This is a genomic window from Paracoccus sp. SCN 68-21, assembly GCF_001724535.1.
Classification (GTDB): domain Bacteria; phylum Pseudomonadota; class Alphaproteobacteria; order Rhodobacterales; family Rhodobacteraceae; genus Paracoccus; species Paracoccus hibiscisoli.
The window spans coordinates 51072-64169 of the sequence record NZ_MEES01000014.1; the positions used below are offsets into that span (position 1 = coordinate 51072).

The following is a 13098-nucleotide window of genomic DNA, read 5'->3' on the forward strand; positions in this document are numbered from 1 at the left end:
GTCGGGTCCTCCTTTGGCCCGAGGGCGCGCGGGGGGCAAGCGCTGATGCTTGACGCGTCGTCGCATCGCGCGCAGCCTGCTTGACGGAGCGCGGTCGGCTGCGCTATGGAAATGAACAAGCGTTCAATAAACCGGGGAGGGGGGATCGCGATGTTCACACGAGGCATGGAATTCGATCTGGGCGAGGATGTGAACGCGCTGCGCGAGATGGTGCATCGGTGGGCGCAGGACCGCGTGGCCCCCCTGGCCGCCGAGACCGACCGCAGCAACGCCTTTCCCAACGACCTGTGGACCGAGATGGGCGAGCTGGGCCTGCTGGGCATCACCGTCCCGGAGGAGTTCGGCGGCGCGTGCATGGGCTATCTGGCGCATGTCATCGCGACTGAGGAGATCGCGCGGGCCAGTGCCTCGATCAGTCTGTCCTATGGGGCGCATTCGAACCTCTGCATGAACCAGATCAAGCTGAACGGCACGGACGAACAGCGCGCGAAATACCTGCCCGACCTGTGCAGCGGCCGCGCCGTGGGCGCCCTGGCCATGTCCGAGGAAAGTGCGGGCAGCGATGTCGTCAGCATGAAGCTGCGGGCGGAAAAGAAGAACGACCGCTATGTGCTGAACGGCAGCAAATACTGGATCACCAATGCGCCCGACGCGCAGGTTCTGGTGGTCTATGCCAAGACCGACCCCGAGGCCGGGTCGAAGGGCATCACGGCCTTCATCGTCGAACGCGGCATGGCGGGGTTCACCACCAGCCCGCATTTCGACAAGCTGGGGATGCGCGGATCGAATACGGGCGAGTTGATCTTTGACAATGTCGAGATCCCGTTCGGGAACGTCCTGGGCGAGGAGGGCCGGGGCGTTCGGGTGCTGATGTCGGGCCTGGACTACGAGAGGGTGGTCCTGTCCGGCATCGGCACCGGTATCATGGCGGCCTGCCTGGATCAGGTGATGCCCTACATGGCCGAGCGAAAGCAGTTCGGCCAGCCGATCGGGTCTTTCCAGCTGATGCAGGGCAAGATCGCCGACATGTATGTGGCCCTGAACACCGCCCGCGCCTATGTCTATGAGGTCGCGCGGGCCTGCGACAACGGGACCGTCACGCGGCAGGACGCGGCTGGCGCGGTCCTTTACGCCAGCGAACAGGCGATGGTGCAGGCGCATCAGGCCGTGCAGGCGATGGGCGGGGCCGGGTTCCTGAACGACAGCGTCGTCAGCCGCCTGTTCCGCGACGCCAAGCTGATGGAGATCGGCGCTGGCACCAGCGAGATCCGCCGCATGCTGATCGGGCGAGAGCTGATGGGGCTGGTCTGATGCGGGCCGCGCTGGCCCTGATCCTGCTGGCGGCCCCGGTTGCGGCGCAGGAGCCCCCGGCCTTTGACCCGGCCCCGCTGCTGGCTTGCGTGGAGGGGGGCGGTGACGACTGCGCGGGTCTGGCCGCCAATGCCTGCATGGAGGGTGAGGGCGGGTCCAGCACCGTCGGCATGGGGTTCTGCCTGGGCGCGGAACGCGACTGGTGGGATGCGCGCCTGAACGACCGCTATCAGCAGGTGATGGCCCGCGCCAAGGCGGCCGATGCCGAGCTGGAGGGTCTGGGCAGCGCCGCCGCCCCGCAGGCGCCCGCGCTGCGCGAGATGCAGCGCGCCTGGATCGCCTATTGCGACGCCGCCTGCACCTATGAGGCGACGCGGTGGGGTGGCGGCACCGGGGCAGGGCCCGCCGCCGCGCAATGCGCGCTGAACCTGACCGCGCGTCAGGCGACTTATCTGGACGGCTATCTGCGCGAAGGCCGCTGACTGAACGACATTGTCGGGAGAAGACCGCATGAAACTGACCTCTGCCGCGCTGCCGACCTCGGATCAGTTCCGCGCCAACCGTGCAGCCCATCTGGCGCTGTTGCAGACGGTCCGCGAGGCCGCCGACCTGGCCGCCGCCGGGGGCGGCCCCAAGGCGGTCGAGCGTCACGTCAGCCGGGGCAAGATGCCCCCGCGCGAACGCGTGGCGAACCTGCTGGACCCCGGCAGCCCGTTCCTGGAGATCGGTGCGGTGGCGGCGCATGGCCTCTATGACGGGGCAGCGCCCTGCGCCGGGGTGATTGCCGGGGTGGGGCGCGTGGAGGGTCAGGACGTGATGGTCGTGGCCAATGACGCGACGGTCAAGGGCGGCACCTATTACCCGATGACGGTCAAGAAACACCTGCGCGCGCAGGAGATCGCCGAGGAATGCGGCCTGCCCTGCATCTATCTGGTCGATAGCGGCGGTGCGAACCTGCCCAATCAGGACGAGGTGTTCCCCGACCGCGACCATTTCGGGCGCATCTTCTTCAACCAGGCGCGGATGAGCGCCAAGGGCATCCCGCAGATCGCCGTGGTGATGGGCTCCTGCACGGCGGGCGGTGCCTATGTGCCGGCCATGTCGGACGTGACCATCATCGTGCGCGGGCAGGGCACGATCTTTCTGGCGGGCCCGCCGCTGGTCAAGGCCGCCACCGGAGAGGTCGTGACCGCCGAGGATCTGGGCGGCGGCGACGTGCATACCCGCCTGTCCGGGGTGGCCGACTATCTGGCCGAGGATGACGCCCATGCGCTGGCCATGGCGCGGCGGGCGGTCGGGCACCGAACCCCCCGCCTATGACCCGGACGAGCTGTTCGGCGTGGTGCCCGCCGACCTGCGCACCCCCTATGACATCCGCGAGGTCATCGCGCGCATCGTCGACGGTAGCCGCTTTGACGAGTTCAAGGCCCGTTTTGGCGAGACGCTGGTGACGGGCTTCGCCCATGTCGAGGGCTGCCCCGTGGGCATTGTCGCCAACAATGGCGTGCTGTTCAGCGAGGCCGCGCAGAAGGGCGCCCATTTCATCGAGCTGTGCAGCGCCCGCAACATCCCGCTGGTGTTCCTGCAGAACATCACCGGCTTCATGGTCGGCCGCAAATACGAGAACGAGGGCATCGCGCGGCACGGCGCCAAGATGGTGACCGCCGTCGCCACCACCAACGTGCCCAAGATCACCATGCTGGTCGGCGGCAGCTTCGGCGCGGGCAATTACGGCATGGCGGGGCGCGCCTATTCGCCCCGTTTTCTGTGGACCTGGCCCAACAGCCGCATCAGCGTCATGGGCGGCGAACAGGCGGCGGGCGTGCTGGCCACCGTGCGGCGCGACGGGATCGAACGGCAGGGCGGCACCTGGTCCGCAGAGGAGGAGGCCGCGTTCAAGCGCCCCACGGTCGAGATGTTCGACCGGCAGTCCCACCCCCTCTATGCCTCGGCGCGGCTGTGGGATGACGGGATCATCGACCCGCGCAAATCGCGCGAGGTGCTGGCCCTGTCGCTGCGCGCCAGCCTGAATGCGCCCATCGAGCCGACGCGTTTCGGCCTGTTCCGGATGTGAGGGGAACGCCATGTTCGACAAAATCCTGATCGCCAACCGGGGCGAGATCGCCTGCCGCGTCATCGACACCTGCCGCCGCTTGGGCGTGGCGACGGTGGCGGTCTATTCCGACGCCGACCGGGCCGCGCGCCATGTGCAGATGGCCGATCAGGCCGTGCATCTGGGGGGCCCCGCGCCCGCCGACAGCTATCTGCGCGGCGACGCCATCATCGCGGCGGCGCAGGCCACGGGCGCGCAGGCGATCCATCCGGGCTATGGCTTTCTGTCCGAAAACCCGGATTTCGTGGATGCGGTCACGGCGGCGGGGCTGGTCTTCATCGGGCCTTCGGCGGCGGCGATCCGGGCGATGGGCCTCAAGGACGCGGCCAAGGCGCTGATGGAGCAGGCGGGCGTGCCGGTCGTGCCCGGTTATCACGGTGCGGAGCAGGACCCCGACCATCTGGCGGATCAGGCCGCGCAGATCGGCTATCCGGTGCTGATCAAGGCCGTGGCGGGCGGCGGCGGCAAGGGGATGCGGCGCGTGGACGACCCGGCCGCGTTCCGCGACGCGCTGGACAGCGCCCGGTCCGAGGCGCAGGGCGCCTTTGGCAACCCCGCCGTGCTGATCGAGAAATACATCCTGCAGCCGCGCCATATCGAGGTGCAGGTGTTCGGCGACGGCACCCGCGCGGTGCATTTGTATGAGCGTGACTGCTCCCTTCAGCGCCGCCACCAGAAGGTGATCGAGGAGGCCCCGGCCCCCGGCATGACCCCTGAGGTCCGCCGCGCCATGGGCGACGCCGCGGTCCGCGCGGCCGAGGCCATCGGCTATGCCGGGGCGGGCACGATCGAGTTCATCGTGGACGGTGCTGATGGCCTGCGCCCCGACGGGTTCTGGTTCATGGAGATGAACACCCGCCTGCAGGTCGAACATCCGGTGACCGAGGCGATCACCGGCATCGACTTGGTCGAATGGCAGCTGCGCGTGGCCAGCGGTGAAGCCCTGCCCGCGCGGCAGGACGAGATCTCTGTCACCGGCCACGCCTTCGAGGCGCGGCTTTACGCCGAGGACGTGCCAGCGGGGTTCCTGCCCGCGACCGGTACGCTTGCACATCTGCAGTTCCCCGGCCATGCCCGGATCGAGACCGGCGTGCGTCCCGGCGACACGATCAGCCCCTGGTACGACCCGATGATCGCCAAGGTCGTGACCCACGCCTCCACCCGCGCTATCGCGCTGCGCGCGCTTGAACAGGCTCTGGTCGATACCGAGGTCGCGGGCTCGGTCACCAACCTCGATTTCCTGATCGCGCTGACGCGCCATGCGGGCTTTCGCCGGGGCGAGGTCGATACCGGCCTGATCGGGCGCGATCTGGACGCGCTGGTCGCCGATGCGGGCGCCCAGGACCGGGCACGCGTGCTGGCCGTGATCGGGCTGGCGGGGCTGGCCGATCCGGCGGTGCAGGGCGGCGCGACGCTGTGGCAGCCGCTGCGCCGCACCATCGCGTGGGACGGCGGTCAGGCTGTGCTGGAGGTCCAGGGCCCCGGCGCGGCCCGCGTCACGCTGGAGCGCGCGCATCAGGTCCGCTGGCAGGGCGGGCGCTGGTGGGTCGATGGCGATCTGTGCCGCGAACGTATCGTGACCCATCCGGCGGGCGTCAGCGTCTTTGGCGGCGGCACCGTGCATCTGACCCCGCTGGACCCGCTGGCCCGCCGTGGCGCGGATGAGGGCGGCGACGGGCTGACCCGTTCTCCGATGCCGGGACAGGTGCGCTCGGTCCACGTGGAGGCTGGCCAGCAGGTCAAGGCCGGCGACCGCCTGGCCGTGCTGGAGGCGATGAAGATGGAGCACAGCCTGACCGCCCTGCGCGACGGCATCGTGGCCGAGGTCCTTGCCCGCCCCGGCGACCAGGTCGAGGCCGGCGCCCCCCTGATCCGCCTTGAGGCCACCGATGACTGAGCAGGTCGAGATCTTCGAGATGGGCCCCCGTGACGGGCTGCAGAACGAAAAGCGCCTGATCCCCACAGCGGACAAGATCGCGCTGGTCGACCTGCTCAGCCAGGCGGGCTTTGCCCATATCGAGGTCACCAGCTTCGTCCCCCCGGCCTGGGTGCCGCAGATGGCCGATGCGGCGCAGGTCATGGCGGGCATCACCCGCCGCGCGGGGACGCGCTATGCGGTGCTGACCCCGAACCTGCGCGGCTATCAGGCGGCGCGGGCGGCGGGCGCGGATATGGTCGCGGTGTTCGCCAGCGCCTCGGAAGGGTTCAGCCGCGCGAACCTGAACGCCTCCGTCGATGAGGCGCTGGCGCGGCTGGCGCCGGTCGCGGCGCAGGCGCTGGCCGACGGGGTGGCGCTGCGCGGCTATGTCAGCGTGGTGACCGACTGTCCCTTTGATGGGCCCACGCCGCCCTCTGCGGTGGCCCGCGTGGCCGCCGCGCTGCGCGACATGGGCTGCGACCAGATCAGCCTGGGCGACACGATCGGTCAGGGCCGCCCAGAGACCATCGACGCCATGCTGACCGCCGTCCTGGACGAACTCCCCCCCGAGCAGCTGGCCGGGCACTATCACGACACCGCCGGGCGCGCGCTGGCCAATGTCGATGCCAGCCTGGCGCGCGGTCTGCGGGTCTTTGACGCCGCCGTGGGGGGCTTGGGCGGATGCCCCTACGCGCCGGGCGCGGCAGGCAATGTCGCGACCGAGGCACTGGCCCGCCATCTGACCGCAAAGGGCTTTTCCCATGGCCTGGACATGGAGATCATCACCCGCGCCGCCGACCTGGCCCGCGCCCTGAGAGAGGCCCCCCATGCCTGAGACGATCCGCATCGACACAGACGCGCGCGGCGTGGCGACCCTGTGGCTGGCCCGCCCGGACAAGCATAACGCCCTGTCGCGCCAGATGATGGATGAGCTGACTCAGGCCGCTGCCGATCTGGGTGCCGACCCTGCCGTGCGCGTCGTGGTGCTGGCGGCGCAGGGGGCCAGCTTCTGCGCGGGCGGCGACCTGGGCTGGATGCGCCAGCAGATGGCGGCGGACGATGCCACCCGCCGCGACGGCGCGCGCGCGCTGGCCGGGATGCTGTCGGCGCTGAACCTGCTGCCCAAGCCGCTGATCGCGCGGGTCCAGGGCAACGCCTTCGGCGGCGGCGTCGGCATGATGGCCGTCAGCGACATCGCCATCGCCGCATCCTCCGCGACATTCGGCCTGACCGAAGTCCGCCTCGGCCTGATCCCCGCGACCATCGGTCCCTATGTGGTGGCGCGGATGGGCGAACCCGCGGCGCGGCGCGTATTCTTCTCGGCCCGCCTCTTCGACGCCCCTGAGGCCGTGGCCCTGAACCTGGCCGCCGCCGCCGTCGCCCCCGACGCGCTGGATGCCGCAATCGAGGCTCAGGTCGCCCCCTTCCTCCAGGCCGCCCCCGGTGCGGTCGCCGCCGCCAAGGCGCAATGCCGCGCCCTCGGCCCCCGCATCGACCAGGACGTGATCGAGGACAGCATCGACCGCCTGGTCGCCGTCTGGCAGGGCACTGAGGCCCCCGAAGGCATTGCCGCCTTTTTCGACAAGCGCAAACCGCGCTGGCAATCCCACGCCTGAGGCTTCTTCTTCACGCAAATATCCCGGGGGGCCGCGCGGAACGCGCGGCGGGGGCTGGCCCCCATCCGCCCTTGCCACCAAGGCAAACATCCGAATGAAAAAGGCCCGCCGCTGCACCAGCGACGGGCCTTCTGTCCAACAAAACTCAGACCCTGAGGATCACATGCCCTGATACAGCGGGAAACGGGCGCACAGCTCGGCTACCTCGGCACGGACCTTGGCTTCGACCTCGGCATTGCCCTCCTCGCCATGGGCGGCCAGGCCGTCCACGACCTCAACAATCCAGCGCGAGATCTGGCGGAACTCGGTCTCGCCGAAACCGCGGGTGGTGCCGGCGGGCGCACCCAGACGGATGCCCGAGGTGACAAAGGGCTTCTCGGGGTCGAAGGGCACGCCGTTCTTGTTGCAGGTGATGTGGGCGCGGCCCAGTGCGGCCTCGGTGGCCTTGCCGGTCACGCCCTTGGGGCGCAGGTCGGCCAGGCACAGGTGGTTGTCGGTGCCGCCCGACACAATGTCGATGCCGCCCTTCATCAGCTCATCCGCCATGGCGGCGGCGTTCTTGACGACCTGATGGGCATAGGTCTTGAACTCGGGGCGCAGTGCCTCGCCAAAGGCCACGGCCTTTGCGGCGATCACATGCATCAGCGGACCGCCCTGCAGACCGGGGAAGATCGCGCTGTTCATCTTCTTCGCCAGATCGGCGTCATTGGTCAGGATCATGCCGCCGCGCGGACCGCGCAGCGATTTGTGCGTGGTGGTGGTCACGACATGGGCGTGGGGAATGGGCGAGGCATGCGCGCCGCCCGCGACCAGACCCGAGATGTGGGACATGTCGACCAGCAGCCAGGCCCCGACCTCATCGGCGATCTTGCGGAAGGCGGCCCAGTCCCAGCTGCGGCTATAGGCGGTGCCGCCCGCGATGATCAGCTTGGGCTTGTGCTGGCGCGCGCTGGCGGCGATCGCCTCCATGTCCAGCTGGTGGGTCTGCGCGTCCACGCCATAGCTGACGACGTTGAACCACTTCCCCGACATGTTGACGGGCGATCCGTGGGTCAGGTGTCCGCCCGAATTCAGGTCCAGCCCCATGAAGGTGTCGCCGGGCTGCAGCAGGGCCAGGAACACGGCCTGGTTCATCTGGCTGCCGCTGTTGGCCTGGACGTTGGCGTATTCGCAGCCGAACAGCTCCTTGGCGCGTTCGATCGCCAGGGTCTCGGCGATGTCGACATACTGGCAGCCGCCGTAATAGCGCTTGCCCGGATAGCCTTCGGCATATTTGTTGGTCAGGACCGAGCCCTGCGCCTCCATCACGGCGCGGCTGACGATGTTTTCCGAGGCGATCAGCTCGATCTCGTCGCGCTGGCGACCCAGTTCCTGGGTGACGGCCTTGGCGATTTCGGGATCACGGCTGGCCAGGGTTTCGGTGAAGAAGCCGTTGTCGCGGGTGGGTGCGTTCATCGGTCTCGCGTCCTTTTGTGGCTGGGTCGGCTGAGGTTGGCCGGTTCTAACGCAACGTCGGCCCTGCGGAAAGTGACAAAACGACCCGGCCCGATGCGGTTGCGACCTGCCAAACGCGGGGCTTGTCATCGGCGCGGGGCCGCGTGAAGGTGCGGGTCGATCAGGGGGACAGACGGCCGATGACGTCCAACATGCATTTCACCGCCAGCCATGCCGAACCCGCGCAGGCGGCGCTGGCGGCGCTGACCGCGCGATACGGCCAGACGCCGCTGGAGCGTGCAGAGGTGGTCGTGGCCCTGGGCGGCGACGGCTTCATGCTGCAGACGCTGCATGCGACGCAGGGGCGGGGGCTGCCGGTCTATGGCATGAACCGCGGCACCGTGGGGTTCCTGATGAACGTCTACGCTGCCGATGACCTGCCCGCGCGGCTGGATGCGGCGGAACTGACGGTCATCAACCCGCTGCGCATGCGCGCCACCTGCGCCGACGGCACCTGCCACGAGGCCCTGGCCATCAACGAGGTCAGCCTGCTGCGCGAGGGCCCGCAGGCGGCCAAGCTGCGCATCCACGTCGACGGCCGCCTGCGCATGGAGGAGCTGGTCTGCGACGGCGCCCTGGTCGCCACGCCCGCAGGGTCCACGGCCTATAACTATTCGGCGCATGGCCCGATTTTGCCGATCAATTCCGAGGTGCTGGCCCTGACTGCCATCGCGCCCTTCCGCCCCCGTCGCTGGCGCGGCGCCCTGCTGCCCAAGGGGGCCGAGGTCCTGGTCGAGGTTCTGAACCCCGAACGCCGCCCCGTCATGGCCGATGCCGACAGCCGCTCGGTGCGCCATGTGACGCGGGTTCATATCCGCAGCGCGGATGACATCCGCCACCGGCTGCTGTTCGATCCGGGGCACGGGCTGGATGAACGGCTGCTGCGCGAACAGTTCGTCTGACGCTCAGCCCGCGCAGATCTGCTGCAGGGCCAGCCATTGCTCGTCCGTCAGCAGGCGGGCGGGGGTTGTGCCTGCGCGGATCGGGTCGGCCTCGATCAGTGGCAGCACGGTCGCGCCGGTGGGGTCCAGGCTGCGGGCATAGGGCTCGGTGGACAGGCCGCGTTCGGCAAAGGCCGGGGGCAGGGCAGCCAGATCGGGGCGCGGTGCCTCCTGGGTCAGCAGCGCCTCGCCATAGCCCTCCATCGCGGCGCGGGGCAGCGTTCCAAGCGTCATCAGCCGCAGCGACGCCATCAGCCCGGCATGACGCAGCGCGTTCAACGTGGTCTCAGGGCCGGTTTCGGCCATCGACGCCGCGATCAGGTGCCCGGCCGAGGCCTCGGGGCCCGGAGTGGCCGTCAGCAAGTCGGCCCCCAGCACATACAGATCGCCCGGCAACCGCCGCGCCCCGTTCAGTGGGCCGGGAACGACCTGGACCAGCGCATCCGAACCCAGCAGGCCCGGCGATATCCAGTTCAGCACCTGCTGCCCCGATGTGCGGCGACAGACCATGCCCGCACTGCGCTCCAGATCGCTCAGCACGGCCAGACCGATGGTGCGGGCTTGGGCGGGGGGCGCGATGCGCGCCGCATGCCGGATCAGCGAATCGGGCAGCCACAGGACCAGCCCGCCCAACATCGCCAGCACGCCAAGCGCCATCAGCACGCCCCTCAACCGGCCCGGCACTGCACGGTGGCTGGCGATGGCGCGCTGGACGCGCTCGATCGCCTCGATCATCAGGGGATCGTCGATCTCGACTGTCTCGTCGGCGGCACCGGCATGGGGGGTGTAAAGCGCGGGCAGCCGCCCCGGGTTCAGCCGCGCCACGGCGGGCAGCGACCAATGCGACAGGGGCCGGTCGGATTTCGGGTCCATCAGCGTCAGCGTCGCCTCGCCCACCGACACGATCACCTCGCGCAAGCGCGCATCCGGCGTCTCGCGCCAGCTGCCCTGCGCTTCGAGACGCTGGAATTCGGTCAGGGCTGTCATGGGCGGTGCGGTCCGGGGTCGTTTCGGCAATCTGCCAGACCATAGCGCCGCACCGCATTGCGTCAATGCGATGCGGACCGGTCAGTCGAGGGTTTCGGCGATCCGCATGCCCTTGTCGCGGGCCAGGACGCGCATCCGGTCCTGCAGCTTTTCGAAGGCGCGGACCTCGATCTGGCGGATGCGTTCGCGCGACACGCTGTAGCGGGCCGACAGATCCTCCAGCGTCATCGGATCGTCGCGCAGCCGCCGCTCCATCAGGATGTCCTTTTCGCGATCGTTCAGCGCGTCCATTGCATCGACCAGCATGCGGCGACGGGTGTGCAGCTCCTCGGATTCGGCATAGGCCTCGGCCTGGTTGGCGTCGGTATCCTCCAGCCAATCCTGCCACTGGGCCGAGGATTCCCCGTCACCCGACCCGACCTGCGCGTTCAGCGACGCATCGCCCCCCGACAGGCGGCGATTCATGTCGACGACCTCTTTCTCGGTCACGTTCAGCTCGGTCGCAATCTGGGCGACGTTCTCGGGGCGCAGATCGCCCTCTTCCAGCGCGCCGATCTTGGACTTGGCCTTGCGCAGATTGAAGAACAGCTTTTTCTGGGCGCTGGTGGTGCCCATCTTGACCAGGGACCAGGACCGCAGGATGTATTCCTGGATCGAGGCGCGGATCCACCACATCGCATAGGTCGCCAGACGGAAGCCGCGTTCCGGGTCGAACCGCTTGACGGCCTGCATCAGACCCACATTGGCCTCGCTGATGACCTCTGCCTGGGGCAGGCCATAGCCGCGATATCCCATCGCGATCTTGGCGGCCAGACGCAGGTGGCTGGTGACCATCTTGTGGGCCGCCTCGCTGTCCTCGTGGTCCACCCAGGCCTTGGCCAGCATGTATTCTTCTTCAGGTTCCAGCAGCGGAAACTTGCGGATCTCTTGCAGATAGCGGTTCAGACCCTGTTCCGGGCTGGGGGCGGGAAGATTTCCATAAGTCGCCATGATGTTCGCCTTTCGCAGAGATCCGGTAACGCAGCCCCGGGCAGTACGGTTCCGGGACAGGATGCCGCATCCGGGGGAACCTCGCTATGTGGGAACCCCTCACGTTTGCGTCAAGAGGCGGCGCGCAACCCATCCAGCAACGCCTGCATGTCCGGCGGCAGCGGGCTGTCGAACCCCATGGCCACGCCCGTCACCGGATGCACAAAGCCCAGATGCGCCGCATGCAGCGCCTGACGCGGAAAGGCCTGCACGGCCTCGGCCACCGCCCCCAAGGCGCGGGCCGAGGCGCGGCGCGACCCGCCATAGGTCTGATCGCCGATCAGTCCCAGCCCGCAATGCGCCATGTGCACGCGGATCTGATGGGTGCGCCCCGTTTCCAGCCGGCATTCGACCAGCATGGCGGCGGGCGGCGTGCCGAACCGTTCCAGCAGACGGGCGCGGGTGACCGCATGACGGCCCTTGTCGGCATAGACGGCCTGCTTCTGCCGGTCGCTTGGGTGGCGGGCCAGATGCGTGGCGATGCGCAGGACCAGCCCGTCCTCGAAGCTGACGCCCGGCGTGCCGCGCAGGCGCGGGTCGGCCGCGTCGATCACCCCATGCGCCAGCGCCAGATAGCGGCGGTTGGCGGTATGCGCCTCAAACTGGGCGGCCAGCCCGTGATGGGCGCGGTCGGATTTCGCCACGACCAGCAGCCCAGAGGTGTCCTTGTCGATGCGGTGCACGATGCCGGGGCGCTTTTCCCCGCCAATGCCCGACAGCGAATCGCCGCAATGCGCCAACAGCGCGTTGACCAGCGTACCCGACGGGCTGCCCGGAGCCGGATGAACGACCATGCCCGCGGGCTTGTCGATCACGATCAGGTCATCATCCTCATGCGCGATGACCAGGGGGATGGCCTCGGGGCGGGTCTCGACCGGTTCGGGGGGCGCCAGGGCGATGTGGTATTCCTGCCCCTCGGCCACGCGGGCCTTGCCGTCGCGGGCGGGGCCGTCGGGGCCGGTCACGGCGCCTTCGGCGATCAGCCGCGCCAGGCGGGACCGCGACAGGGCCGCATCCTCTGGCACCGCCATCGCAAGCGCCTTATCAAGTCGGTCGGGCGGATTGGCCGGAATGGTCACGGAAAGGATGGACATGGCGCAGGATGATACCGACTGGAAGGTGGCGGCGAAAGCCGTTCCGGAGCTGCGCTTTCTGAAAACGCTGGTCACCGGGCTGACGCTGGTCATGGGACTGGGAATGGTCGCGGTGGTGGCGATGCTGTGGATGCGCCTGAACCAGCCGGTGCTGCCCGAACTGCCCGCAGCGATCACGCTGCCGCAGGGGGTGCAGTCCCGCGCGGTGACCTTTGCCCAGAACCGCATCGTCGTGCTGACGACCGATGACCGGGTGCTGGTCTATGACCGCGCGGGGGCGCTGGTGGGGCAGATGGCGCTTCAGCCCTGAGGCTGGTCGCGCCCCGCATCCATCGCATCCAGCCGGGCCTTCAGCTCGGCATTCTCGGTGCGGGCCTTGATCGCCATCTCGCGCACGGCCTCGAACTCCTCGCGGGTGACGAAATCGCGATCGGCCAGCCAGCGGTCGATCCAGCCCTTCATGGCGGTCTCGGCCTCGGTGCGGGCGCCCTGGGCCACGCCCATGGCATTCGTCATCAGCTTGGACATATCGTCGAAGAAACGGTTCTGCGTGGTCATCTGGTGGCGTTCCTTGTCTTGCGTTGGGTCCTATATG

At 68.9% G+C, this 13098-nt stretch carries 12 protein-coding genes and 1 pseudogene; 8 read left to right on the forward strand and 5 right to left on the reverse strand.

What is annotated here, in order from left to right; genetic code table 11:
• The first annotated feature begins 150 nt into the window (after positions 1-150).
• From ABS73_RS06500 to ABS73_RS06525, 6 genes and pseudogenes are all read left to right on the forward strand, one after another.
• Positions 151-1311: an isovaleryl-CoA dehydrogenase gene (locus ABS73_RS06500; RefSeq protein WP_277018582.1), complete on the forward strand. Its 1161-nt coding sequence runs from the start codon at positions 151-153 to the stop codon at positions 1309-1311.
• Entirely contained in the window at positions 1311-1793 is a 483-nt protein-coding gene (locus ABS73_RS06505) for a lysozyme inhibitor LprI family protein (protein WP_277018580.1), read from the forward strand. Before ABS73_RS06500 ends, ABS73_RS06505 begins: the two co-directional genes overlap by 1 nt.
• A gap of 28 nt (positions 1794-1821) precedes the next feature.
• Positions 1822-3385: pseudogene (locus ABS73_RS06510) on the forward strand (carboxyl transferase domain-containing protein).
• Positions 3386-3395: 10 nt separating this feature from the next.
• Complete coding sequence (locus tag ABS73_RS06515) at positions 3396-5321, forward strand: acetyl/propionyl/methylcrotonyl-CoA carboxylase subunit alpha (RefSeq protein WP_277019322.1); 1926 nt, start codon at positions 3396-3398, stop codon at positions 5319-5321.
• On the forward strand, positions 5314-6177 hold the full coding sequence (locus ABS73_RS06520; RefSeq protein WP_277019321.1) for a hydroxymethylglutaryl-CoA lyase: 864 nt from the start codon (positions 5314-5316) through the stop codon (positions 6175-6177). Before ABS73_RS06515 ends, ABS73_RS06520 begins: the two co-directional genes overlap by 8 nt.
• Positions 6170-6958 (forward strand): crotonase/enoyl-CoA hydratase family protein, encoded by a 789-nt coding sequence (locus tag ABS73_RS06525; RefSeq protein ID WP_277019319.1) that lies wholly within the window; start codon positions 6170-6172, stop codon positions 6956-6958. The genes ABS73_RS06520 and ABS73_RS06525 overlap by 8 nt, the downstream gene beginning before the upstream one ends.
• A gap of 159 nt (positions 6959-7117) precedes the next feature.
• Here ABS73_RS06525 and glyA read toward each other — a convergent pair whose 3' ends face one another.
• Positions 7118-8413, reverse strand: coding sequence for a serine hydroxymethyltransferase (gene glyA / locus ABS73_RS06530; RefSeq protein ID WP_277019316.1), 1296 nt, complete (start codon positions 8411-8413; stop codon positions 7118-7120).
• 179 nt (positions 8414-8592) lie between these two features.
• Between glyA and ABS73_RS06535 the strand changes: the two genes are divergently transcribed.
• Positions 8593-9354, forward strand: a complete 762-nt coding sequence (locus ABS73_RS06535) for an NAD kinase (RefSeq protein ID WP_277019314.1) — start codon at positions 8593-8595, stop codon at positions 9352-9354.
• A gap of 3 nt (positions 9355-9357) precedes the next feature.
• Here ABS73_RS06535 and ABS73_RS06540 read toward each other — a convergent pair whose 3' ends face one another.
• The 3 genes from ABS73_RS06540 to ABS73_RS06550 form a co-directional block, all read right to left on the reverse strand.
• The gene (locus ABS73_RS06540; RefSeq protein ID WP_277019312.1) at positions 9358-10380 is read right to left on the reverse strand and encodes a hypothetical protein; all 1023 of its coding nucleotides are present in this window, start codon (positions 10378-10380) and stop codon (positions 9358-9360) included.
• 81 nt (positions 10381-10461) lie between these two features.
• On the reverse strand, positions 10462-11370 hold the full coding sequence (gene rpoH / locus ABS73_RS06545; protein WP_136855229.1) for an RNA polymerase sigma factor RpoH: 909 nt from the start codon (positions 11368-11370) through the stop codon (positions 10462-10464).
• Between the two features lie 110 nt (positions 11371-11480).
• Positions 11481-12503 carry an RluA family pseudouridine synthase gene (locus tag ABS73_RS06550; protein WP_277019308.1) on the reverse strand — a complete coding sequence of 341 codons (1023 nt, stop codon included), beginning with the start codon at positions 12501-12503 and terminating at the stop codon, positions 11481-11483.
• Here ABS73_RS06550 and ABS73_RS06555 point away from each other — a divergent pair.
• The gene (locus ABS73_RS06555) at positions 12502-12813 is read left to right on the forward strand and encodes a DUF6476 family protein (protein WP_136855231.1); all 312 of its coding nucleotides are present in this window, start codon (positions 12502-12504) and stop codon (positions 12811-12813) included. The two genes, ABS73_RS06550 and ABS73_RS06555, sit on opposite strands and share 2 nt — an antisense overlap.
• Here ABS73_RS06555 and ABS73_RS06560 read toward each other — a convergent pair.
• Positions 12804-13061, reverse strand: a complete 258-nt coding sequence (locus tag ABS73_RS06560; RefSeq protein ID WP_136855232.1) for an accessory factor UbiK family protein — start codon at positions 13059-13061, stop codon at positions 12804-12806. The two genes, ABS73_RS06555 and ABS73_RS06560, sit on opposite strands and share 10 nt — an antisense overlap.
• Between the last annotated feature and the right edge of the window lie 37 nt (positions 13062-13098).

Coding starts and splice junctions, on each gene's coding strand:
- ABS73_RS06500 (WP_277018582.1), top strand. CDS start 151: ATGTTCACACGAGGCATGGAATTCGATCTGGGCGAGGATGTGAACGCG.
- ABS73_RS06505 (WP_277018580.1), top strand. CDS start 1,311: ATGCGGGCCGCGCTGGCCCTGATCCTGCTGGCGGCCCCGGTTGCGGCG.
- ABS73_RS06515 (WP_277019322.1), top strand. CDS start 3,396: ATGTTCGACAAAATCCTGATCGCCAACCGGGGCGAGATCGCCTGCCGC.
- ABS73_RS06520 (WP_277019321.1), top strand. CDS start 5,314: ATGACTGAGCAGGTCGAGATCTTCGAGATGGGCCCCCGTGACGGGCTG.
- ABS73_RS06525 (WP_277019319.1), top strand. CDS start 6,170: ATGCCTGAGACGATCCGCATCGACACAGACGCGCGCGGCGTGGCGACC.
- glyA (WP_277019316.1), bottom strand. CDS start 8,413: ATGAACGCACCCACCCGCGACAACGGCTTCTTCACCGAAACCCTGGCC.
- ABS73_RS06535 (WP_277019314.1), top strand. CDS start 8,593: ATGACGTCCAACATGCATTTCACCGCCAGCCATGCCGAACCCGCGCAG.
- ABS73_RS06540 (WP_277019312.1), bottom strand. CDS start 10,380: ATGACAGCCCTGACCGAATTCCAGCGTCTCGAAGCGCAGGGCAGCTGG.
- rpoH (WP_136855229.1), bottom strand. CDS start 11,370: ATGGCGACTTATGGAAATCTTCCCGCCCCCAGCCCGGAACAGGGTCTG.
- ABS73_RS06555 (WP_136855231.1), top strand. CDS start 12,502: ATGGCGCAGGATGATACCGACTGGAAGGTGGCGGCGAAAGCCGTTCCG.
- ABS73_RS06550 (WP_277019308.1), bottom strand. CDS start 12,503: ATGTCCATCCTTTCCGTGACCATTCCGGCCAATCCGCCCGACCGACTT.
- ABS73_RS06560 (WP_136855232.1), bottom strand. CDS start 13,061: ATGACCACGCAGAACCGTTTCTTCGACGATATGTCCAAGCTGATGACG.